Origin of the sequence: Segatella copri (assembly GCF_009494395.1) — a bacterium.
Taxonomy (GTDB): domain Bacteria; phylum Bacteroidota; class Bacteroidia; order Bacteroidales; family Bacteroidaceae; genus Prevotella.
This window is the reverse complement of the sequence record NZ_VZCB01000076.1, coordinates 66169-89275: the sequence shown is the minus strand read 5'-3', so window position 1 is coordinate 89275 and position 23107 is coordinate 66169. Positions and strand designations below refer to the sequence as shown.

Below are 23107 nucleotides of genomic sequence, written 5' to 3'. Positions count from 1 at the left end.
TGGATTTTTTTGCTTACCTTTGCGTTGGATTTATGACCTTCGGGTCAGCAAACTAGAATGGATATGAATAATGAACTAAGAATTATCATAAGCGGAGGCGGTACAGGTGGTCATATATTCCCTGCTGTATCCATCGCAAATGCCATCAAGGCGAAACGCCCTGATGCTAAAATTTTGTTCGTAGGAGCACTCGGCAGAATGGAAATGCAGCGTGTTCCTGCTGCAGGTTATGAAATTAAAGGATTGCCAATCTGCGGCTTCGACAGAAAGCATCTGCTCAAAAATGTCGCTGTACTCTTCAAGATATGGAAAAGTCAGCACATGGCTAAGAACATCATCAAGAACTTCAAGCCAATGGCAGCTGTGGGAGTAGGCGGTTATGCCAGTGGACCAACTCTCAATGTTTGCGCCAGCAAAGGTATTCCTTGTCTCATTCAGGAACAGAACTCATACGCAGGTGTCACCAATAAGCTTTTGGCTAAAAAGGCTGAAAAGATATGCGTGGCTTACGAAGGAATGGAGCGTTTCTTCCCTGCCGACAAGATTATTATGACGGGTAACCCAGTCCGACAGAATGTACTTGATTCTACTATCAGCAAGGAAGAGGCTAGAAAGCAATTCGGACTCGATCCGGAAAAGAAGACCATCCTGCTCGTAGGTGGTAGCCTCGGAGCCAGAACCATTAACGAGAGCATACTTCAGCACCTCGACCTGGTGAAGGAAAGCGGTGTACAGTTCATCTGGCAGACTGGTAAATACTACAATGCTGCTATCATGGAGCAACTTAAAGGTAAGGAATTGCCTATGCTCAAGGTAACAGACTTCATCAGCGACATGGGCGCAGCTTACAAGGCAGCCGACCTGGTTATCAGCCGTGCCGGGGCAAGCAGCATCAGCGAGTTCTGCCTCATCGGCAAAGCCGTCATCCTGGTTCCAAGCCCTAACGTAGCAGAAGATCACCAGACCAAGAATGCCATGGCATTGGTCAACAAGGATGCTGCCATCTACGTCAAGGACGCAGACGCACCTGAGGTATTGCTGAAGAAAGCCGTTGAAACAGTGAAGGACGAAGCCAAGCTCGCTTCACTCTGTGAGAATATTAAGAAATTAGGATTAAAGAACTCAGCCGACGTCATCGCCGACGAAGTCATCAAATTAGCAACAAAGTAATGGAAATCAAAGATATTAAAGCAGTTTATTTTGTAGGAGCAGGTGGCATAGGTATGAGTGCCATTGCAAGATACTTCCTCAACAAGAAGTTGGTAGTAGCAGGATATGACAAGACTCCATCCAATCTGACTCATGAGTTGGAGAAAGAGGGAATGCTCATCCACTATGAGGAAAACGTAGACCTGATTCCTGAAGCTTGCAAGGATGCCAAGACTACATTGGTCGTCTATACACCAGCTATTCCAGCAGAACACAAGGAACTGGTTTTCTTCCATGAGAACAACTTCACCATCGAGAAGCGTGCACAGGTTTTAGGAACATTGACACGTACTCACAAAGGATTGTGCGTAGCAGGTACTCACGGCAAGACATCAACTTCTACCATGTGTGCCCATATCATGCACCAGAGTCACGTTGACTGCAATGCCTTTCTGGGAGGTATCTCAAAGAACTACGGCACCAACTACATCCTCTCCGACAAGAGCGACTACGTAGTAATCGAGGCAGATGAATTCGACCGCAGCTTCCATTGGTTACGTCCATGGATGAGCGTCATCACATCTACAGACCCTGACCACCTGGATATTTATGGCACCAAGGAGGCTTATCTTGAAAGTTTCCGCCACTATACAGAATTGATTCAGCCCGGCGGTGCGCTTATCATCCACAAGAATCTGGAAATGAAGCAGCACGTACAGAACGGCGTCAAGATATATGAATACAGTCAGGACGAAGGCGACTTCCACGCAGAAAACATCAAGATAGAGAATGGCGGAATCACATTCGATTTCATCTCTCCTATCGAGAACGTAACAGGCGTAGAACTTGGTCAGCCTGTGCCAATCAACATCACAAACGGTGTGGCTGCCATGGCTATGGCGCAGTTGAACGGCTGCACGGCCGATGAGCTTCGTTACGGCATGAAGACCTACGGTGGAGTGGATCGCCGCTTCGACTTCAAGATCAAGAACGACAAGCTTGTATTCCTCTCAGACTACGCTCATCACCCAAAGGAGATTTACCAGAGCGCCAAGAGTATTCGTGAGCTTTACAAAGATCGCAAGATTACGGCTATCTTCCAGCCACACCTCTATACGCGCACCCGTGACTTCTACAAGGACTTTGCCAATAGTTTGAGTCTTCTTGACGAAGTGATACTCTGCGATATCTATCCTGCTCGCGAACAGCCAATTCCAGGAGTAACTTCCAAGTTGATTTACGACAACTTGAAGCCTGGTGTTGAAAAGAGCATGATTCACAAGGAAGATGTACTTGACTTGGTAAAGAACAGGGATTTCGATGTACTTGTTGTATTAGGAGCTGGCGACTTAGACAACTACGTACCACAAATTACAGAGATTCTTGAAAAGAAATAAATGCATATCCATAACATAAGAAAATAAATGCATATCAATTGGAAGAAAATCACAATCATCACACTAGACCTTATCATAGGTACATATCTAGTGTTTGCCTTCACCAAGTTTAACAAACCTGATGAAGCAAACCTGGTATGCACTAAGGTGAACATCAACATACAAGACGAGATGACCAATGGTTTTCTGAATGCGAAGGAAATCAAGAAACGACTGGAGATAAACAAGCTCTATCCGCTGGCAAAACCACTGAACGACGTGAATGCCAGAAAGATAGAAGAATCGTTGAAGACCAGTCCTTTCGTAAAGACGGCAGAATGCTATAAGACCCAAGAAGGTCTGGTAGATATCTACCTCACCCAACGCATGCCAATCGTAAGAATCAAGAGCATCAACAATGAAGATTATTACATAGATGATCACTATCAGATTATGCCCAACACCAACTATACCAGCGATATCATCATCGCTACCGGGTATATCAACAAGTGGTTTGCCAAGAAATACATCTCATTACTAAGCAAGGCTCTGATGACTAGTGAATTGTGGAGAAACCAGATAGAACAGATAAATGTACTGCCCGACAGAGGCATTGAGCTAGTGCCACGAGTGGGCAACCACATTGTATATCTAGGCTGCTTGCCGGAGACCAATCACATTGACAAGAGAGAAGAAAACATCAATGAATTCGTCAAGAAAAAGATGGATAGGTTGGAGAAATTCTACAAGTATGGCCTCTCACAAGCAGGTTGGAACAAGTACTCATATATAAACATCGAGTTCGACAACCAGATTATTTGCACAAAGCATCACAATAGCTAATTTAAAATTGAAACAGAAAAGATAATATAAGAACTATGCCAAAGGAATTTATTGTAGCTATCGAACTTGGTTCATCCAAGATGACAGGTATAGCAGGTCAGAAGAATTTAGATGGTAGCATTACCGTACTTGCTATCGTCGAGGAGAACTCATCTTCTTGCATCAGAAAGGGAGTCATCTACAACATCGACAAGACCTGCCAGTGCCTAACAAGCATCATCAAGAAATTGAAGAATATCTTGAAGCAAGATATTGCTCAAGTTTATGTGGGCGTAGGAGGACGATCAATACGAAGCATCAAGAATGTGATCGTAAAAGACTTGCCAGGCAACTCCATCATATCTCAGGAAATGATCAACGAAATCATGGACGTAAACCGCAACATGACATACCCTGATCAGGAGATTTTAGATGCAGCAACACAAGAATATAAAATAGATAACCAATTCCAGACTGACCCAGTCGGCATACAGTGCAACCATCTGGAAGGTATCTTCCTGAACATTCTTTGGCGCAAGAATTTCTACAATAACATCAATACATGCTTCGAAAATGCCAACATCCCTATCGCTGAGATGTATCTCGCACCTTTGGCTATGGCTGACAGCGTTCTCAACGACTCGGAAAAACGCGCTGGATGTATGTTGGTAGATTTAGGTGCCGACACAACAACGGTCTCTGTATATTATAAAGGTATCCTCCGTCACTTGTCTGTCATCCCATTGGGTAGCAGCAACATTACAAAGGACCTTACATGCCTGCAGATAGAAGAGACTGATGCTGAAAACATGAAATTGAAATATGCCAAAGCATATACAGACATCAGTAATATTGACCCTACCCTCAACTATCAGATAGACCGAGACCGATACGTAGAAAGCAAGAAGTTTATCGAAATCGTAGAGGCTCGTGTTGAGGAAATTGTAGAGAACGCCTGGTTCCAGGTTCCTGTAGAGTACTCTGACAAGCTGATGGGCGGTATTATTCTGACTGGCGGCGGCAGCAACATGCCTGAAATCGATAAGGTATTCAAGACACATACCCATATCGAAAAGATTCGCATTGCTAAATTTGTCAGCCAGACCGTGAACTCAAAAGACCCAAAGATTACCAATCACAACGGTATGATGAATACTGTATTGGGATTGTTGGCTAAGGGTAACATGAATTGTGCAGGCAACGAAATTGGTACAGATCTCTTCACCAATGCAGAGACGACACCTGTCAATGACTTGCATAAGACACCAAGAAATCCAAACGAAACTGTAGGTACGGGTGTTGTCCTAACCGCTGCAGAAAAACAGAAGGCAGAGGAAGAAGCCAAGCGCAAGAAAGAGTTGGAAGAGGAAGAAGCAAGAAAGGCTGCAGAAGAAGAAGCTGCTAAACAGGCAAAAGAAAGAAAAGAAAACAGCCTCCTCCACAAGATGATGAGAGGCATCAAGAGCTTCGTTAAGGACACCATCTCTGAGGAAGAATAAAAAGAGTGACTATTACAATAAATAATATTAAGATTATACAACTATGCTAGATAATAACAATTCACCACATATTCTCGACTTTGGTGAGCCAGAGAAAGAAAACAGCATCATCAAGGTGATTGGTGTTGGTGGTGGCGGCGGTAACGCTGTAAACCATATGTATCGAGAAGGCATTCACGATGTGAGTTTTGTGCTCTGTAATACAGACAATCAAGCACTCAACGATTCCCCTGTACCTGTACACCTGCAGTTAGGAAAAGAAGGACTTGGAGCCGGCAACAAGCCTGCAAAAGCCCGCCAAGCAGCAGAAGAGACATTGGAAGACATCAAGAATATGCTCAACGATGGTACTAAAATGGCATTTATCACTGCCGGAATGGGTGGTGGTACCGGTACCGGTGCTGCTCCAGTCATCGCCAGAGTAAGTAAGGAACTGGGTATTCTTACTGTAGGTATCGTTACCATTCCTTTCCGCTTTGAGGGTCCTAAGAAAATCGACCAGGCTCTCGATGGCGTTGAGGAAATGTCTAAACATGTAGATGCATTGCTGGTTATCAACAACGAGCGTCTCCGCCAGATTTATCCAGACCTCGCTGTACTCGATGCATTCGGTAAAGCCGATGATACATTGAGTGTTGCTGCCAAGAGTATCGCTGAAATCATTACCGTTCACGGACTTATCAACCTTGACTTCAACGATGTGAAGACTGTATTGAAAGATGGTGGCGTTGCTATCATGAGTACAGGTTATGGTGAGGGAGAAGGTCGTGTCAAGAAGGCCATCGAAGATGCATTGAATTCACCATTGCTCAATGATAATGATGTATTCAACTCTAAGAAAATCCTTTTGAGCATAGCTTTTGCCAGCGAAAAGAAGGACAATCCTGGCTTGACAATGGACGAGATGAACGACGTCAACGATTTCATGGAGAAGTTTGGAGACGACTTCGAATTGAAATGGGGATTGGCCATCGACCCAGAATTGGGTAGCAGGGTTAAGGTTACCGTTTTGGCAACAGGATTCGGTCTCGAGGATGTAGAAGGCATGAACCGCCATCTCAAGAAACATACAGAAGAAGAATCACGTCGACTTGCTGAGGAAGAAGAAAAGAGAGCTGAAAGAGAAGACAGACGTAAGCGCTATTACGGTTCTGACGGTAATACAACACAGTACAAACGCCATCCTCACATCTTCCTGTTCCGCCAGGAAGATCTTGACAACGAAGACGTTATCCTGCAGGTAGAAAATACACCTACCTATAAGCGTACACGCCAGACCCTCGAAGAAATCCGAAACATCGCTTCAGGCAATACAGAACCTAAAGACGATAACAACGGAGATGCAGCAGCTGTACAGGGAGTCATCAGTTTTGCTTAAGCAATAACCGTTGACAACTAAGCGAACAGCTCTTTGAGAACTGAAAAACTCCTCATTTCCGGGAAACCAGGAACATGAAGTTTAAAATATTCCAGAATCACCTCTACACATCTGTTTCTTTCCATACGAGACATTGTGTAGAGGTGCATTGTTTTATACTCCAAACGAAGCAGGGCAACCAACCGCAAAGAATCCTCCCTATTTAAATAATGTACGTGCGTAGGAACATAGGATACAAAACATCCATCAACCAAATCAAAATAATCACCGCTCATTCCACTTTCAATATTAGGCGAAAAACCTAAAAAGAAAGTCAGGCGAATCATAAAGACAATATGAAAGTTGGAAAAACTCCCCTCCACTCTATCCAGCCATTCAATACTATCCTGCATAAAGAGATATAGCGAGGCATTGGCTTGCTCATTTTTCGTGGTATAAGACAACAACTCAGCCAAGAACATGGAAATAGCCAATTTGTAAGGAGAGAAAGGAATATCAATAAAGGCATAACCGATGGAAGCCTCCCGGATACGTTGAAGATTAGACTTGGGACGATAATCAAATTCCAATTGCAATAACATCAAGGGCTGAAACAACTGACGCTTCAACCTTCCCTTAGAAGACTTAGGGATACGGACCATAAAAGACAGTCTACCCAACTTTTCTGTGAAAAAATCCACGATAAGTTGAGCATCCCCATACTTGATAGTTTGCAACACGATTGCCCTGGTTTTAACTTCCATTTTGTCAAATATACTAAAAAACAGGGCAAAATTACAAAAAAAAGCGCATTTAGAGAAAATTTTCAGTAAAAAATTTGCAGGAATCAAATAAAAGTAGTAACTTTGCACCCGCAAAACAGCGATGGTCCCTTCGTCTATCGGTTAGGACGAGAGATTTTCATTCTCTAAAGAGCAGTTCGACTCTGCTAGGGACTACAAATAACAAGAATATAAAAAAATAACATAAAAAAAGAAGATGGCAAATCATAAATCATCAATCAAGAGAATCCGTCAGGACAAGAAGAAGGCTTTGCACAATAAGTATTATGCAAAGACTATGCGCAATGCTGTCCGCAAGTTGCGCAACATGTCTGACAAGGAAGAGGCTGTAAAGCTCTATCCTACAGTTCAGAAGCTTTTAGACAAGTTGGCTAAGATCAACGTTATCCACGAGAACAAGGCTGCAAACTTGAAGTCTGGTCTTACACAGCACATCGCTAAGTTGGCCTAACTTATAAGTCGAAGCAAAAAATAAATAAGGCTGCAATCCTTCAAGAAGGGTGGCAGCCTTATTCTTTTTATCACCACCTTAACATTTTCACGATTCCCCATCTATTTCACCGCTCTATCTACCTATCATTTTGCTATCGTAAGCACAACGTTTTCCGCACTTTTTCCAGCTATTTCTTACACTTCTCAAAAAACTTCTGTTTTTATCTCTTTTTTCGCTATTTTTCACAAAGAAAACCTTCTGTATCTCAGCTTTTTTTAGTATCTTTGCACAGAAATAAGACAATACTAAAATGGCAGATAATCAAAACAACGCAAATAATTACTCTGCGAGTAACATTCAGGTCCTTGAAGGCTTGGAAGCTGTTCGCAAGCGCCCAGCGATGTACATTGGTGACATCTCTGAAAAAGGTCTTCACCACTTGGTCAACGAAACTGTTGACAACTCTATTGATGAAGCAATGGCTGGCTACTGTACAGACATTGAAGTTACCATCAACGAAGACAACTCTATCACTGTAGAAGATAATGGACGTGGTATCCCTGTGGATATGCACGCGAAGCTACATAAATCAGCCCTTGAAGTCGTAATGACCGTGCTTCACGCAGGTGGTAAGTTCGACAAGGGTTCTTACAAAGTTTCCGGTGGTTTGCATGGTGTGGGTGTAAGTTGTGTGAATGCACTTTCTACCCACATGTTGTCACAGGTGTTCCGTGGCGGCAAAATCTACCAGCAGGAATATGAGAAGGGTAAGCCTCTCTATCCGGTTAAGGTGGTAGGTGAAACCAACAAGCGCGGTACACGCCAGCAGTTCTGGCCAGATCCAACCATCTTTACTCACACCGTCTACAAATGGGATATCATCGCCAACCGTATGCGCGAGTTAGCTTTCCTTAATGCAGGCATCAAGATTACCTTGAAAGATTTGCGCCCTGACGAGGAAGGTAAGACCAAGGAGGAGGTATTCCATGCCAAGGATGGTTTGAAGGAATTCGTCCGTTACGTAGACCGTCACCGCACTCACCTCTTCGATGATGTTATCTATCTGAAGACCGAGAAGCAGGGTATTCCTATCGAGATTGCTGTGATGTACAACACAGACTATTCAGAGAATATCCACTCATACGTCAATAACATCAACACCATTGAGGGTGGTACCCATCTGACTGGTTTCCGCATGGCGTTGACTCGTACTCTGAAGGCTTACGCAGAAGCCGACCCGACCATCTCTAAGCAAATAGAGAAGGCAAAGGTAGAGATTGCACCAGAGGACTTCCGCGAGGGTCTTACAGCCGTCATCTCTATCAAGGTGGCAGAACCTCAGTTTGAGGGACAGACCAAGACCAAGCTCGGTAACAGCGAGGTTCAGGGAGCCGTCCAGCAGGCGGTAAATGAAGCTTTGGCTGATTACCTGGAGGAGCATCCAGACGAAGCTAAGCGCATCTGCGAGAAGGTAGTATTGGCTGCTACTGCACGTATTGCAGCCCGCAAGGCACGTGAAAGCGTACAGCGCAAGAACTTCATGACAGGTGGTGGTCTGCCTGGTAAGCTTGCAGACTGTTCCATGAAGGATCCTAAGGAATGCGAGATTTTTCTTGTCGAGGGTGATTCCGCTGGTGGTTCAGCCAAGCAGGGTCGCGACCGTTTCCGCCAGGCTATTCTCCCATTGCGTGGTAAGATTCTGAACGTAGAAAAGGTTCAGTGGCATAAAGTATTCGAAGCTGAATCTGTCATGAACATTATCCAGAGTATCGGAGTTCGCTTCGGTGTAGACGGTGAAGACAGCAAGGAGGCAAACACAGACAAGCTGCGTTACGACAAGATTATTATCATGACCGATGCCGACGTCGATGGTTCACACATCGACACATTGATTATGACTTTGTTCTATCGCTTCATGCCAAAGGTTATCGAGGAAGGTCACCTGTATATCGCTACTCCACCTCTCTACAAGTGTACTTACCGTAACAAGGTGAGCGAGTATTGCTATACAGAGCAGCAGCGCCAGGCATTCATCGACAAGTATGGCGAGGGGTTGGAAGACAAGAATATTCACACTCAGCGATACAAAGGTTTGGGTGAGATGAACCCAGAGCAGCTTTGGGAAACCACTATGGACCCATCTACCCGCTTGCTCAAGCAGGTAACTATCGATAATGCAGCTCAGGCTGACGAGATTTTCTCTATGCTGATGGGCGATGATGTGGAGCCACGTCGCGAGTTCATTGAGCAGAACGCTACTTATGCCAATATCGACGCTTAAAGTTAACACGAACATATTGGGGGCAGACTAGGCAAGAGTCTACCCCCTTTTTTAGATAAGCTCATCCTATGGGCATCACTTCCAAGCATCATATTTTAACAACTAACAAAACAGAATTTATGAAGCATCTGCTTTTTACGCTTGCACTAACAGCCTCAGGTCTTTTGAACTGCCAGGCGGCAACTGTTAGCAAAATACCGCAACCCAACAAATTGTGGTACAACAAACCTGCATACGCCTTCGAAGAGTCACTTCCGATAGGCAATGGCAAACTGGGTGCGCTAATTTATGGTGGAGCCAATAATGACTCTATCCAGCTCAATGACATCACCCTTTGGACGGGCGTTCCTGTAAATCCCAACGAAGGTGGCGATGCCTTCAAGTGGATTCCAAAAATCAGAGAGGCGTTGTTTAAAGAGGATTACAAAACTGCCGATTCCCTGCAGCACTATGTACAAGGTCACAACTCGGAGTTCTATCAGCCGCTGGGCATGATCAACATCAAAGACTGCAACCTGGGCGAGTTTACGGATTATTACCGCGAACTGAGCCTCGACAACTCTCTGGCTACTGTTCATTACAGGCGCAACGGCATTCAATATACCAAAGAGTATTTTGCTTCTCATCCCGATAAGATGATTGCCATCAAGCTGAGTTCTTCCCAAAAGAGAGCCATCAACAGCGACATCTCCCTCACCTCCCTCATTCCCCATCAGGTGAAAGCATCTAGAGGACAGCTCACCATGACGGGACATGTGCTCGGTGACGAAGCCAACAGTACGCATTACTGTGCCATGCTTCAGGTGAAGAACACCGACGGAAAAGTGTGGGCAAGCGATTCAGTTCTCCATCTGAAGGATGTGAGCGAGGCTATCATCTATCTCATCAACGAAACGAGTTACAATGGCTTCGACAAGCATCCCGTGAAGGAAGGAGCTCCATACATCGAGAACGTAGCCGATGATGCCTGGCATCTCGCCAACTTTACATACGATGAATTCAAGCAGCGCCACATCGCCGACTACAAGAAGCTCTTTGACAGAGTAAGCCTGAACCTGAAAGGAGCCAAATATGATGCCACCCGCCCTACCGACAAGCAGTTGCTCGCCTACAGCGACAACCACGAGAGCAATCCTTATCTGGAACAGCTCTACTTCCAATATGGCAGATACCTGCTCATCAGCAGCAGTAGAACCAAGGGCGTGCCAGCCAACCTGCAGGGACTCTGGGCACCAGTCCTCCGTTCGCCATGGCGCGGCAACTATACCATCAACATCAACCTGGAAGAGAATTACTGGCCGGCAGAAGTCACCAACCTCCCAGAACTGGTGGCCCCGGTAGACGGATTGGTTGAAGGCATGTCGGTAACAGGCCGACACAATGCCCAGCACTTCTATGGCATCGATAAGGGATGGTGCGCCGGACACAACACAGATGCCTGGGCGATGAGCAATCCTGTGGGAACCGGAAACGAGAGTCCACAATGGAGCAACTGGGCGATGGGTGGAGCCTGGCTCGTAGAAACCCTTTGGGATCACTACGACTATACGCGAGATACCGAATATCTTCGCAATACAGCCTATCCTTTGATGAAGGGCGCTGCCGACTTCCTACTGGAGTGGCTTATCCCGAATCCACACAATCCAAACGAACTGATTACAGCCCCTTGCACATCGCCAGAGGCAGATTACATCACCGATAAGGGCTACCGCGGCAGCAGTTTCTATGGCGGAACCGCCGATCTCGCCATCATCCGCGAGCTCTTTAAGAACACCATCAAGGGAGCAAAAGCCCTGGGTATCGACAACGATTACCAGCAGCAGTTGCAATCGGCCCTCAATCGCCTGCGCCCTTACCACATCGGTAAGCGAGGCAATCTGATGGAGTGGTATCACGATTGGGAAGACCAGGATTGGCATCATCGCCACCAGTCACACCTGCTGGGACTGTATCCGTTCCATCAGATTTCGGTAGATAAGACTCCGGAGCTTGCTGCTGCCGCAACCAAGACTCTTGAAATCAAGGGCGATAATTCCACCGGCTGGAGTACTGGCTGGAGAATCAACCTCTGGGCGCGCCTGCATCGTGCCGACAAGGCCTACCAGATATACCGCAAGCTGCTCACCTACGTAAGCCCTGAAGTTTACAAGGATAGCAAGCACCATAGCGGTGGCACCTACCCTAACCTCTTTGATGCCCATCCACCATTCCAGATTGATGGCAACTTCGGTGGCACAGCAGGTGTATGCGAGATGCTGATGCAATGTGATGGCGAGACGATGGATTTACTCCCTGCCCTTCCTAAAGAATGGTCTGCAGGAGAGATAAAGGGTATCAAGGCTCGCGGCAATTACGAGATTGCACTATCATGGAATAAAGGACAAGTTAAGAAAGCTATTATTACCAGCAAGAATGCAGGAAGTCTGACCGTCAACTACAACGGAAAGCAGAAAGTCCTCAACTTCAAGGCTGGAGAAACAAAATTGATTAAATAAATGAGATATATAACTTCTCTCATATTTTCATTACTATGGGTACTGAGCTCCAATGCACAAGAGTTCGGTACCCATTGGATTTCATATCCACTCCCCGATGAATCAGCAGAAGTATGGTTTAGAAAAAGCTATATCATGCCCCATCGCCCACTACAGGCATTCGCAAATGTTGCCAGTACAGGCGACTACAAGATATTTATAAATGAAAGAAACGTAACGGGAAGCTTAAAATTCGAAGGCATCAAGAATGATGTACTCCAATCACGCACTTTTGATATAACCCGATATCTGAAAGCCGGTGACAACGTCATTGCTGTCTGGTATGCACCTCAGGGCAAACCTAGCCATGGCAAACAGCTTTCACTGGAGATATACGGTTGGGATCAGGACAGCGTTCCTTTCCACCACCAAACTGATGGCTCCTGGCTCTGTCGACAACCCAAGGATTGCTATTCAGGAGAAAGTGAGCGTTTTGATGCGCGTACCAACATCATTGATTGGAAAACAGAAGAGTATCAACCGTATGGTTGGCATCGTCCTATAGGAAGCATGGACATTGACAGAAGTCTTTCTACAGAAGAATTCAAGGTGTGTCAATCTGAGAATAAATTAGGAAAAATCCTCAAACCCATTCGTACCTATAACGACTCTTTAGGCTACAATATTGACTTTGGTCGTCCCTTCTATGGCACCATCCGTATTACCATCAGAGAGGCCCACAGAGGAGAAAAACTGAACATCAATGGGTTTCAATACGTTTGCAACGGAGAATTGGATGAACAGGCTTTCTTCCGCTTCAGATTTCAAAATCAAAGAATCTATACCCTCACATGGAATGGCAGATTCAAAAAAAGCAATATCGTAAATATTGAAGGATTAGAGATTTCGGAATAAGCTACCAAGCTATTCGAAATCTCTTTTTTCATTATGCCAAAAAGACTTTGTTGCACCAAATAAAAAAGACTTTGGAAATCATATCTTCCAAAGTCTCAAACTAAACTGAATTTAATCTTCCAAATCGGCAAGCAACTGCTCTGCTACTTCGCAAAGTTCATCATACCATTCTTTGCCAAACTTCTCTACCAACGGACCCTCCAGGAATTTATAAACAGGAAGATTCAACTCCTCTCCCTTCTTGATGGCATCCTTGCAGATGCGCCACTTGTTATAGTTGATGCCATACACCTCGTTGCCGAAATCCTTGGCACGGATTGGATACAAAGCACAAGAGATAGGCTTCTTGAACTTCGACTTTCCTTCGCGATAAGCACGCTCCAAGGCACAGAGACAACAATTCGGAATCGTATGTCCATCGCCCAGGTCTTTCAAATCCTGGTAGCAGGTAAACACACAATCCTTACCATTCACGATGCTCGTCACCAAATCGCCTTCAATATCGGTATAAGCCACGCCCTGCTTGTCAATGATGGCCTGGGCAGAAGCCGAGAGATCATCCCAAACCACATCGAGCGCATCCTCTATCTCCATGATTTCATCCAGGGTTACAGGAGCTCCCGCATCGCCTTCGATGCAGCACTCACCCTTGCAGGCATCAAGGTCGCAACAGAATTTTTCGGTGATAATATCAGGTGAAACCAATACGTTGCCCACCTGCAGAATACGCAGTTCGTCTTTCTTCATAATGTTTCTTGAGATGAATAAATGTCTTTGATATATTAAATAATGATAGCTACCCATGGGTGGATAGCTATATATAATTAGGTGTACCTACCATTGGATAGGCGAAATACCATTCTGCTGCAGATACGCATTGCAGCGGGAGAAATGATGATTGCCAAACCATCCGCCTCTGTTGGCTGATAATGGCGAAGGATGAACGCTTTCCAATATCAGATGCTTGCTCGTATCAATGAGCTTTGCCTTGCTTCGGGCATAACCGCCCCAGAGGATAAACACCAGGTGTTCCTTATCCTTGCTGAGCGCCTGGATAGCTGCATCTGTAAATTGCTCCCAGCCCTTGCGCTGATGGCTCGCTGCCTGATGGGCACGAACGGTAAGGGTGGCGTTGAGCAACAAGACTCCCTGCTTTGCCCAGCGGGTCAAATCGCCCGTGGCTGGCATCGGAGTGCCGAGATCCATCTGAATCTCCTTGAATATATTAATCAATGATGGTGGGAAAGTGATTCCGTCCGGCACAGAGAAACTCAGTCCCATCGCCTGACCCGGCTCATGGTAAGGGTCCTGTCCGATAATCACTACCTTCACATCATCAAAAGGACAGAGATTGAAGGCATTGAAAATCAAGCGGCCCGGAGGATAACAGGGCGTACGCAGGTATTCCTCTTTCACGAAGTTTGTGAGGTCAACAAAATACTGCTTGTCGAACTCTTCTCCTATATGCAGTCTCCAACTTTCTTCTATCTTTACGTTCATGCTTAATATAAATTCAAAAGTATCTTAAGATACTTACGCAAGTATCCTAAGATACTTAGCCAAGTATCTTAGGATACTTTTTTGAGGTATATAAAATCGTTTTTACTTGTTGTCAGAAATCAAGTTCTCACCAGTCATATCAGCTGGCTGCTCCAAGCCCATGATGTGGAGGATAGAAGGAGCAACGTCTGCCAAACGGCCATCCTTAACTGTAGCTGAGTTGTTGTCAGTTACGTAGATGAATGGAACTGGGTTCAAAGAGTGAGCGGTGTTTGGTGTACCGTCCTCGTTGATAGCGTGGTCTGCATTACCGTGGTCAGCAATGATGATAGCCTCATAATCGTTAGCCTTGGCAGCCTCGATAACGTCCTTTACACAGTTATCAACAGCGTGAACAGCCTTAGCGATAGCGTTGTAGATACCAGTGTGACCTACCATATCACCATTAGCGAAGTTTACAACGATGAAGTCGTACTCCTGTGTGTTAATAGCACCCACCAACTTATCCTTTACCTCGTAAGCACTCATCTCTGGCTTCAAGTCGTATGTAGCCACCTTTGGAGAAGGAACCAGGATACGGTCCTCACCCTCGTATGGAGTCTCACGACCACCGTTGAAGAAGAATGTTACGTGAGCATACTTCTCTGTCTCTGCAGTGTGGAGCTGCTTCTTGCCCTGTGCGCTCAAGTACTCACCGAGGGTGTTCATTACATTCTCCTTAGGGAAGAGGATGTGAACGCCCTGGAAGCTTGCATCGTATGGAGTCATACAGTAGTACTGCAAGTCCTTGATGGTGTGCATGCCTTCCTCTGGCATATCCTGCTGAGTCAATACCTGTGTCAACTCCTTGGCACGGTCGTTACGGTAGTTGATGAAGATAACAACATCACCCTCCTGGATAGTACCGTCAACCTTAGAGTTATTGATTGGCTTGATGAACTCGTCTGTTACGTCCTCATCATAGCTCTCCTGCATTGCCTTCACCATATCGTCAGCCTGCTTACCCTTACCCTCAACGAGCAAGTCGTATGCTTCCTTCACACGGTTCCAGCGCTTGTCACGGTCCATAGCATAGAAACGACCTACGATGCTTGCGATATGTGCACCGTTCTTGTCGCAGCAAGCCTGAACCTCCTCGATGAAGCCCTTACCGCTCTTAGGGTCTGTATCACGACCATCCATGAAGCAGTGAACGTATGTCTCCTTCAAACCATATTCCTTACCAATCTCAATCAACTTGAAGAGGTGATCCAAAGAAGAGTGAACACCACCGGTAGAAGTCAAGCCCATCAAGTGGAGCTTCTTACCAGTCTTCTGAGCATAGCTGTAAGCGTTGATGATCTCCTGATTCTTCAAGATGTCACCGCTCTCGCAAGCCTTGTTAATCTTAACGAGGTCCTGATATACCACACGACCAGCACCGATGTTGAGGTGACCTACCTCTGAGTTACCCATCTGACCGTTAGGAAGACCAACGTCCTCGCCACAAGTCTGGAGAGTAGAATGTGCTGAAACTGCTGTCAAATAATCGAGATAAGGAGTTGGAGTCTTGAAGATAACATCACCCTTATCATGCTTACCGATTCCCCATCCGTCGAGAATCATTAAAAGAGCTTTTTTTGCCATAATTACATAAAATAATTTAAATTCGAATTTCGACTGCAAAGTTACAACAAAATAGGTGAAGGACAAAATAAATTAAGATAAAAAAACTCCCACCTTTCTAAAAAGATGAGAGTTGATAACAAGATCAACAGGTTCGCAGGATATATCCCTTCTTGATGACAGCTTCGATACTTACCTTTTCATCCAGGTTCAATGCCCGGCGAAGATAGGTAATCTGCACGTTCAGGGCAAGGGAATTGGAGTATGAGTCATCACCCCATACTTCATTCAGTATGAAATCCCGCTCTACAAGCTGGTTCTGGTTCTCGGCAAGAAGCTTCAGAATTTCAGCTTGACGAGATGTGATGACTACTCTGGAATTACCACATTGCAGTTCATTCTGCGCATAGTAGAAAGCTATGGAACCGATAAAAACAGCAGTTTCTTCACCTTTGTCGTCTTCTTTCGGTTGCTTCAACTCATAAATCATATTCTTCAGGAACTCATGGCGAATGCCATCAATGCGTTTCTGGAAGACTATGGTCTTAACCAGATAATACAGACATTCTATCAAGATGAAAAAGAGAAAGATGCTTCCTATCAATTGCCACATCATGGCTTTGAGCGTTCGAGTAATAGGAATGGGCACCTGAAAGGAAATACCTTGGCGAAACATTGGGTTCGTCTGATATTTCACTGTCACTAGACGTGACCATCTACCTTCGACATCATATCTTGCATCCAGGAAGACAGTCTTATAATCCAGATGTCGAAAAGAGGATATCTTTCCATATCCCTTATCATCCAGCAATCTTTGATAGGCAGCCAAGGAAGGATGCTTACCTATATTAGCCAGATATCTGCTAATGATGAGATAAGCATCATCACCCGTAAGATCAGGATCATTCAAACGGACAAGAAAACGATGATTGTTCCAAAAAGAAAGCGTATTACGACTACATCCCTTCTTCATATCAAATTGAGTTTCTACCTTGAGCATAACCGTATCTCTTCTACCTTTTGTAGATGAATTCTCCTGCAGTTTTTTCCTATTCTTCAAATCTTGCGCCAACACCTCATCACAATCCCTCTTGAATTGCTCTACCTGCTGGTCTAAGCTATATTGACATTGAAGATGGAGCCAATAAGCCTGCGTGCAGAACAACAATGCGATTGCTACTCCACATACCATCCATACTATTTTCAGCTTACTGTTACTGTTCATACTTTCCTAATCTTTTGAATTTTGACGGCAAAGTTACTGAAAAATCCGTAAACAAAGGCAAGAGTAATAAAATAATAATAGGCGAAAAGAAGCAAAAGTAATAACTCAGTAACAGAAATCATCGATTTCATCGGATGATCTCAGTACCTTTGCATCACAAAAACGAAAGAAACAGATAAAATAATGAATAATAGACGAAGATTATGAAAAAGGTATTATTAATAGCATGGCTTGCATTATATGCTTGCATGCTCCAAGCTCAAACAGTAAACCTGTTCGATGAATCAAGCATTGGCATGGGAGATTCCATTGATCAGGTAAAGTATCAGGTAGTATATAATGCCGAGTATATTTACGAAAAGAAATATACCAAGACCGACACCCTCATTGGCCGCATCGAAGAGAAAATGCTCTTGCAGATTGGCAACAAGTATTCCGCATTCTACAGTTATCCGATATTCCAAAGAGACTCTACCATCTCCGCAAATATGGCAAAAGGAATACCAGTCAATTTCTCCGGTAATGGCGGACAGATTAATTGGAAAGTATATAAGAACTATCCAGAACAGGGCAAGACTGCCTATCTCGATTTCTTTGCAGCCGACAGATATGTGTGCATTGAACCGATGGAACCGATAGACTGGCAACTCACTGACAGCATCGATTCCATCTGCGGTTACGAGTGCCACCAGGCTATTGCCAAGTTTAAGGGTAGAACATGGATTGCATGGTACACGGAAGACATCCCTATTGACAATGGTCCCTGGAAGCTGAGCGGACTGCCGGGATTGATTCTCAAGGTTCACGACTCCGAGAACGATTATGGATTTACAGCTGTAGGACTCACAACAGGCAAAGGCTCCATACCTATCTATTATAAAGGTAAGACTTTCGAGCCTATCGACCGCAAATCATTGACCTCCATTTACAAAAAATACTATGCCGACCCTATCGGCTATCTGCTTCAAGATGCCAAGTATGCTGCAATTGTAAAGATCAAGGATGAAAAAGGAAATATCCTGAAGCATTCCAAGCGTGCTGAGCCATACAATCCGATTGAAAGATAATTAGCAGTTTACTTTTTTGCCAGACAAACGTCTTAAAGACATCAGCAAGATAAGTGTCTAAGGTAAAATAGAAAAGAGAGAAAAAAAGATGAAGAAAATAATAGTTCTTTTCACCATTCTATTCATGGCTTGCCATGCGTTTGCCCAAGAGAAGATTAGCGGTTATGTGGAAGATTCACTTACACACAACCGCCTGGCCAACGTATCAGTTACTCTGCTGCGCAATGGAAAGCCCTTGAAGTTTACACGCAGCAAGGAAGACGGAACTTTCCTGATTCCCATAGCACAAAAGCAAACTGGCGATATGCTGCAAGCTTCCTATATGGGCTATAAAAAGCAAAAAACGGCGGTTTCATCGGGAAAAGAAACCATCATCAGTATGGCTTCAACAGCTTTTGTCTTGAAGGAAGTACAGGTGAAAGGCTCTCGCATCACAGGTCGAGACACCATATCTTTCGATCTCACCCGCTTTGCCAACGAACGAGACAACAGTCTGAAGGATGTATTGAAAAAGCTGCCAGGCGTGGATATAGAGAAGAATGGCCGTATCAATTACAATGGTAAACCTATCAATAGATTCACCGTGGAAGGACTCGACCTGACTGGTGGCAAATACAACCAGCTAGAAGAAAACATCAAGGCAAAAGATGTGAAAAAGGCCGAAGTCATCGAGCATGACCAGCCTATCAAGGCGCTCCAGAACAAGACCTTTACAGATAATGTAGCGATGAACATCGCCCTGAAAGATAGTGCTCGCGACAAACTGATGCCCACCCTCAAGCCTTACATGCTCGTAGGGCATCCGTCCCACGTAGGCGGAAGCATCAATATCATGCAAATTGGCAAGAAGAAACAGATGATGTATGATGCAGAATACGACAGAACAGGCAAAAATCTCGGCTATGCACTTAACCAACTTGCATCTTACAGCAATCGTCTGGCTCCTGCCTCCCTTCCATCATGGATATCAGTACCATCGCTTGACGCTCCTATCGATGAAGAACGCCTGCGCTTCAACACCTCGCAAAAATACTCCATCAACCATATCAAGAAGAACAAGGACGATGCAGAGACTCGCATAGAAGCCAACTATCTTCGTACGGTAACCAGACAAGAGCGAGAGAACATGAGTATCTACGACCTCGGCGGCGAAGCTCCCACAGTTACCACGGAGCACAACCACAAGACGATGATCAGCGATGCCTTCAATCTGCAATGGGAGAACAAGGTAAACAAGGCTGAGCATTATGGCAACGAGAGCATCAGCCTCAGCGCAGCACAAAACGATGGTTTGTCAAACATCAACGACACGCTTACCCAACGTGTCCGCATCCCAAAGCTCGACCTCTCGGCAAGTATCTACCGCCTCTTCGTCTTCAAGAAAAGCCAACTCTCTTGGCGCAGCACTGCCGACTATCACCATGGTGTGGCAGACCTTTACGTTAATGACGACCGCAATCGTATCCGCACCAACCTTTGGCATACTGCCCACGCCTTACAGTGGATGAGGAATCGCTTCCACTGGACACAGGAATATAGAATGAGTATCGACCTCAACAACATCTATGCGAAATATCAGGAAAGAAGCGATAAAATCGGCAAAAACAACGGATTCATCGGAAACAGCCACGATGAAATCGGCAAAAACAGCCTTAACATCACAGGGAAGTTCACCCCTTACTGGCAATACAAGACCGAGACGTTCCGTATGTCGTTCTCTCCCGATTTCATCTGGGAACGCTTCACCTATCCACAGAAAACTCTACTTACCATATCACCCTACCTTTACTTATATAAGAAATTGGATTTCCGTAGAGAGTTGACTATCTACACAGGATACAGTACAGGAACAGGCAATGCCACCAACTACGCCATAAAGCAATATCGCAAAAGTTATCGCTCTTGGTACACTTCGAGCGACATCATTCCGATAACCCGCTCTCTTTATGGTAAGTTGAGTTACGACTACAAGCGCCCTATCAAGGAAATCTTCTTCAGCGCATCGGTCAATGCCAGCAAAAACTGGATGAACACGGCATCCGACCTACGCATCGTGGATGGCAAATACTATACCTCATTATATAAGCAGGACAGCAAGAGCAACAACATCGGAGGTTCGCTCTATATCTCCAAGGGTTTCTACGACCTTCATCTGAAGACCCGCCTGGAGGGCAGTTACAACTACAGCAAGGGTGAGCAATACAGCAGCGGCAAAGCCATCAGCTACACCGCCGACAACTATACTGTGAAGCCTAGCATCGACTTCTCGCCGTCCTGGTGTGCCTTTAGCTATGAGGGAGAATTCTCTTTTTACAACTCGAAACGTCAAAAAATGGCGAACTCATCGTTATTTAATTGGCGTCAAAGCGTATCTGCCACCGCTACCATCAGCCATGTAGACCTCTCCTTCTCGCTCGTACATTATCGCAATGAACTGCAAGAGGGCAACCACCTAAACACCCTCCTTGGCGATGCATCGGCAGTTTGGAGAATGAAAAAGCTCCGCCTTTCTGCAGAGCTTCGAAACCTTTTCAACAAGAAGAACTATATGGAAACCATCTATAGCGGCATCAGTACATTGACTGACAGCTATTATCTTCGCCCTCGCGAACTGATGATTTCCGCCCAGTATTCCTTCTAAACAAGAACTCCCATCTCAGAAAAGAGACGGGAGTTCTTTGCTTTTGAGGATAGGAAAAGAGATGCCGAGAAATCTACAAAGAGATATCTTTACAGATTAATTGTGGTAAAAGATATCGCCACTTTTTTGTAAAATCACGCTATCTTTTAACCTTATAGAAAAAACAGCCATTCTGTTGGTATTTTGCCGTTTTTTTTATTCATGAAACAAGTCATCTGCCACGACTTCGCTCTGCACCATCCCCCAATACTCATTATGAGCAAGACCATTTACTGTTATCATTGTGAGATGCAAAGTCTTTCTGGTCTTCGTGGTCTGCAAGAAACGCTCTATCTTATGTGCTAAATTCCGACTATAGTCCTGACTAATGACATATTTATCTTGCGAGAACTTAATCTCGCAAACATTCACTACATTATCTGCACGTTCTATCAACAGGTCAATTTGCGCACCTTGACCATAAACAGGGTCATCTTTGACAGACCAGGAAGAAACACTTGTCAAGACACCACTAATGCCTAACTTGTGCTTGATTTGATTTACATGTTGCATACATACTCGCTCAAACGCCAAGCCAACCCATGTGTATCTCACAGGCGACAAATAACTATGCGACCAGAAATGCTCATCGCCACCTTTATTGTCTTTCATAAACTTGAAGTAGAACAATGTGAAGTTGTCTATCAGCTGATAAATAGTATCATTCCGCTTCTTGCCAAAAGCATTGTATTTACGGATGAAGCCACATGCTTCCAAGTCGTCAAGAATTCGAGTGATATTGGCACCACTCGACAATCCTATCTTTTCTAGCAGTTCTGTACGAGGCATTCCCACCTTGATGGTTCCCAAGACGTTGATAACTTTCAGGTAAGGTTCAGGATTGTTGAACAAAGAATCATACAACTCGTTAAACTCATTGTGTAGTTGACCTGTTATTGAGAACAATAGGCTATCTATATTTTGAGCCACGCTCTTTCCTTTGTCCAACAAAGACCAATAGAAAGCAACACCACCCAATACCATATAATATTCCAGCAATTCATAACGGGTTGTGCGCATACCGATGCTTTTGGCATACAGTTCACATTCGTGCAAAGTGAAAGGTTGTAAAGATATACGGAGGTTTACTCTATTATGCAAACCGCCATGATTTTTCAACACCTTATTAATAATCCAGGATGTAGCAGAGCCACAAACAATCAAAAGGACATCCTTGCGTGCAGAGGCAAAACTATTCCAAAAGTATTCCAATGCTGTAATGAAATTTGAGCGAGGAGTATCCATCCAAGGTATTTCATCTATGAAAACTACTTTCTTCTCAGCTTCTGATTGCTCTATCAATTGCTCCAACATCGAAAAAGCCTCTATCCAATCTTTGGGCAAACGAGCCTTTGGGAATCCGCTCTTTAGTAGCGACTCCTTAAAATAACGCAATTGCAATTTTGTACTTGCTTTTGCAACACCAGAATGTTGAAAAACGAATTTATCCGCAAAACACTCTCTGACTAGATAGGTCTTGCCCACACGTCTTCTACCATACACTGCAACAAACTGTGAGCTATCTGACTCGTAAGCTTTATGCAGCATCTCTTGCTCTTGTTCTCTTCCTATCAACATATTTTATTGCTTTTTGCGTGCAAAGATAATAAAAAAGTGCTTATAACAGCCCAAAAGTCCTAAAAAAAACAACTTTTGGGCTATTATAAGCACTTTTAGGGGCATTCTATGCGCCATTCTGTTGGTGTTTTGCCAGTCTTCTTGTCTTCTCCGTATATTCTGCCACCTTCAATGTAGCAGTTCCCTTGATATTGCCCCTTTCTCCAATCTTCCAGATTCCTATAGGGGTACAGATTTCTAGAACCTTATTAACGCAATACTATAATTATAAATAAAAATATAATTTTCCTTAAAAAACATCACAAAAAGATACATTCTTATGAAATAAATGATATATTTGCAA

The 23107-nt window shown here is 44.5% G+C and carries 17 protein-coding genes; 11 read left to right on the top strand and 6 right to left on the bottom strand.

The window, feature by feature from the left end; translation table 11 throughout:
* The first annotated feature begins 63 nt into the window (after window positions 1-63).
* Genes murG through ftsZ form a run of 5 tightly spaced genes read left to right on the top strand, consistent with a single transcriptional unit; the run spans window position 64 to window position 6224 of the window.
* Window positions 64-1170, top strand: coding sequence for an undecaprenyldiphospho-muramoylpentapeptide beta-N-acetylglucosaminyltransferase (murG, locus tag F7D73_RS09340; protein ID WP_153124156.1), 1107 nt, complete (start codon window positions 64-66; stop codon window positions 1168-1170).
* Complete coding sequence (gene murC / locus F7D73_RS09335; protein WP_153124155.1) at window positions 1170-2546, top strand: UDP-N-acetylmuramate--L-alanine ligase; 1377 nt, start codon at window positions 1170-1172, stop codon at window positions 2544-2546. The genes murG and murC overlap by 1 nt, the downstream gene beginning before the upstream one ends.
* Before the next feature lie 27 nt (window positions 2547-2573).
* Window positions 2574-3368, top strand: coding sequence for a cell division protein FtsQ (locus tag F7D73_RS09330; protein ID WP_153124152.1), 795 nt, complete (start codon window positions 2574-2576; stop codon window positions 3366-3368).
* Window positions 3369-3403: 35 nt separating this feature from the next.
* On the top strand, window positions 3404-4846 hold the full coding sequence (ftsA, locus tag F7D73_RS09325) for a cell division protein FtsA (protein WP_153124150.1): 1443 nt from the start codon (window positions 3404-3406) through the stop codon (window positions 4844-4846).
* Between the two features lie 43 nt (window positions 4847-4889).
* A complete protein-coding gene (gene ftsZ / locus F7D73_RS09320) occupies window positions 4890-6224 on the top strand; it encodes a cell division protein FtsZ (RefSeq protein WP_153124148.1) in 1335 nt (444 codons plus the stop codon).
* Between the two features lie 17 nt (window positions 6225-6241).
* Here the strand turns inward: ftsZ and recO are convergent, their stop codons facing one another.
* Complete coding sequence (recO, locus tag F7D73_RS09315; RefSeq protein ID WP_153124146.1) at window positions 6242-6967, bottom strand: DNA repair protein RecO; 726 nt, start codon at window positions 6965-6967, stop codon at window positions 6242-6244.
* A 235-nt stretch (window positions 6968-7202) separates the two neighbouring features.
* Between recO and rpsT the strand changes: the two genes are divergently transcribed.
* From rpsT to F7D73_RS09295, 4 genes are all read left to right on the top strand, one after another.
* Complete coding sequence (gene rpsT, locus F7D73_RS09310) at window positions 7203-7457, top strand: 30S ribosomal protein S20 (RefSeq protein WP_153124144.1); 255 nt, start codon at window positions 7203-7205, stop codon at window positions 7455-7457.
* 292 nt (window positions 7458-7749) lie between these two features.
* Window positions 7750-9720 (top strand): DNA topoisomerase (ATP-hydrolyzing) subunit B, encoded by a 1971-nt coding sequence (gene gyrB, locus F7D73_RS09305; RefSeq protein ID WP_153124142.1) that lies wholly within the window; start codon window positions 7750-7752, stop codon window positions 9718-9720.
* 119 nt (window positions 9721-9839) lie between these two features.
* On the top strand, window positions 9840-12215 hold the full coding sequence (locus tag F7D73_RS09300; RefSeq protein ID WP_153124140.1) for a glycoside hydrolase family 95 protein: 2376 nt from the start codon (window positions 9840-9842) through the stop codon (window positions 12213-12215).
* A 135-nt stretch (window positions 12216-12350) separates the two neighbouring features.
* The gene (locus F7D73_RS09295) at window positions 12351-13109 is read left to right on the top strand and encodes an alpha-L-rhamnosidase N-terminal domain-containing protein (protein WP_194256886.1); all 759 of its coding nucleotides are present in this window, start codon (window positions 12351-12353) and stop codon (window positions 13107-13109) included.
* Window positions 13110-13220: 111 nt separating this feature from the next.
* Here the strand turns inward: F7D73_RS09295 and F7D73_RS09290 are convergent, their stop codons facing one another.
* The 4 genes from F7D73_RS09290 to F7D73_RS16430 form a co-directional block, all read right to left on the bottom strand.
* A complete protein-coding gene (locus tag F7D73_RS09290; RefSeq protein ID WP_153124136.1) occupies window positions 13221-13856 on the bottom strand; it encodes a DUF3109 family protein in 636 nt (211 codons plus the stop codon).
* 87 nt (window positions 13857-13943) lie between these two features.
* A complete protein-coding gene (locus tag F7D73_RS09285; protein WP_153124134.1) occupies window positions 13944-14609 on the bottom strand; it encodes a uracil-DNA glycosylase in 666 nt (221 codons plus the stop codon).
* 102 nt (window positions 14610-14711) lie between these two features.
* Complete coding sequence (gene gpmI / locus F7D73_RS09280; protein WP_117587081.1) at window positions 14712-16235, bottom strand: 2,3-bisphosphoglycerate-independent phosphoglycerate mutase; 1524 nt, start codon at window positions 16233-16235, stop codon at window positions 14712-14714.
* 124 nt (window positions 16236-16359) lie between these two features.
* The gene (locus tag F7D73_RS16430; RefSeq protein ID WP_437182311.1) at window positions 16360-17439 is read right to left on the bottom strand and encodes a winged helix-turn-helix domain-containing protein; all 1080 of its coding nucleotides are present in this window, start codon (window positions 17437-17439) and stop codon (window positions 16360-16362) included.
* Between the two features lie 203 nt (window positions 17440-17642).
* Here F7D73_RS16430 and F7D73_RS09270 point away from each other — a divergent pair, with 203 nt between their 5' ends.
* Entirely contained in the window at window positions 17643-18506 is an 864-nt protein-coding gene (locus F7D73_RS09270) for a GLPGLI family protein (RefSeq protein ID WP_153124132.1), read from the top strand.
* Window positions 18507-18594: 88 nt separating this feature from the next.
* The gene (locus tag F7D73_RS09265; protein ID WP_153124130.1) at window positions 18595-21147 is read left to right on the top strand and encodes a TonB-dependent receptor; all 2553 of its coding nucleotides are present in this window, start codon (window positions 18595-18597) and stop codon (window positions 21145-21147) included.
* A gap of 195 nt (window positions 21148-21342) precedes the next feature.
* Here the strand turns inward: F7D73_RS09265 and F7D73_RS09260 are convergent, their stop codons facing one another.
* Window positions 21343-22764, bottom strand: a complete 1422-nt coding sequence (locus F7D73_RS09260; RefSeq protein ID WP_153124129.1) for an AAA family ATPase — start codon at window positions 22762-22764, stop codon at window positions 21343-21345.
* Window positions 22765-23107 lie beyond the last annotated feature (343 nt).

What these genes read in the sequence shown, in the direction of transcription:
- murG (WP_153124156.1), top strand. Translation starts at nt 64, where the DNA reads ATGAATAATGAACTAAGAATTATCATAAGCGGAGGCGGTACAGGTGGT.
- murC (WP_153124155.1), top strand. Translation starts at nt 1,170, where the DNA reads ATGGAAATCAAAGATATTAAAGCAGTTTATTTTGTAGGAGCAGGTGGC.
- F7D73_RS09330 (WP_153124152.1), top strand. Translation starts at nt 2,574, where the DNA reads ATGCATATCAATTGGAAGAAAATCACAATCATCACACTAGACCTTATC.
- ftsA (WP_153124150.1), top strand. Translation starts at nt 3,404, where the DNA reads ATGCCAAAGGAATTTATTGTAGCTATCGAACTTGGTTCATCCAAGATG.
- ftsZ (WP_153124148.1), top strand. Translation starts at nt 4,890, where the DNA reads ATGCTAGATAATAACAATTCACCACATATTCTCGACTTTGGTGAGCCA.
- recO (WP_153124146.1), bottom strand. Translation starts at nt 6,967, where the DNA reads ATGGAAGTTAAAACCAGGGCAATCGTGTTGCAAACTATCAAGTATGGG.
- rpsT (WP_153124144.1), top strand. Translation starts at nt 7,203, where the DNA reads ATGGCAAATCATAAATCATCAATCAAGAGAATCCGTCAGGACAAGAAG.
- gyrB (WP_153124142.1), top strand. Translation starts at nt 7,750, where the DNA reads ATGGCAGATAATCAAAACAACGCAAATAATTACTCTGCGAGTAACATT.
- F7D73_RS09300 (WP_153124140.1), top strand. Translation starts at nt 9,840, where the DNA reads ATGAAGCATCTGCTTTTTACGCTTGCACTAACAGCCTCAGGTCTTTTG.
- F7D73_RS09295 (WP_194256886.1), top strand. Translation starts at nt 12,351, where the DNA reads ATGCCCCATCGCCCACTACAGGCATTCGCAAATGTTGCCAGTACAGGC.
- F7D73_RS09290 (WP_153124136.1), bottom strand. Translation starts at nt 13,856, where the DNA reads ATGAAGAAAGACGAACTGCGTATTCTGCAGGTGGGCAACGTATTGGTT.
- F7D73_RS09285 (WP_153124134.1), bottom strand. Translation starts at nt 14,609, where the DNA reads ATGAACGTAAAGATAGAAGAAAGTTGGAGACTGCATATAGGAGAAGAG.
- gpmI (WP_117587081.1), bottom strand. Translation starts at nt 16,235, where the DNA reads ATGGCAAAAAAAGCTCTTTTAATGATTCTCGACGGATGGGGAATCGGT.
- F7D73_RS16430 (WP_437182311.1), bottom strand. Translation starts at nt 17,439, where the DNA reads ATGAACAGTAACAGTAAGCTGAAAATAGTATGGATGGTATGTGGAGTA.
- F7D73_RS09270 (WP_153124132.1), top strand. Translation starts at nt 17,643, where the DNA reads ATGAAAAAGGTATTATTAATAGCATGGCTTGCATTATATGCTTGCATG.
- F7D73_RS09265 (WP_153124130.1), top strand. Translation starts at nt 18,595, where the DNA reads ATGAAGAAAATAATAGTTCTTTTCACCATTCTATTCATGGCTTGCCAT.
- F7D73_RS09260 (WP_153124129.1), bottom strand. Translation starts at nt 22,764, where the DNA reads ATGTTGATAGGAAGAGAACAAGAGCAAGAGATGCTGCATAAAGCTTAC.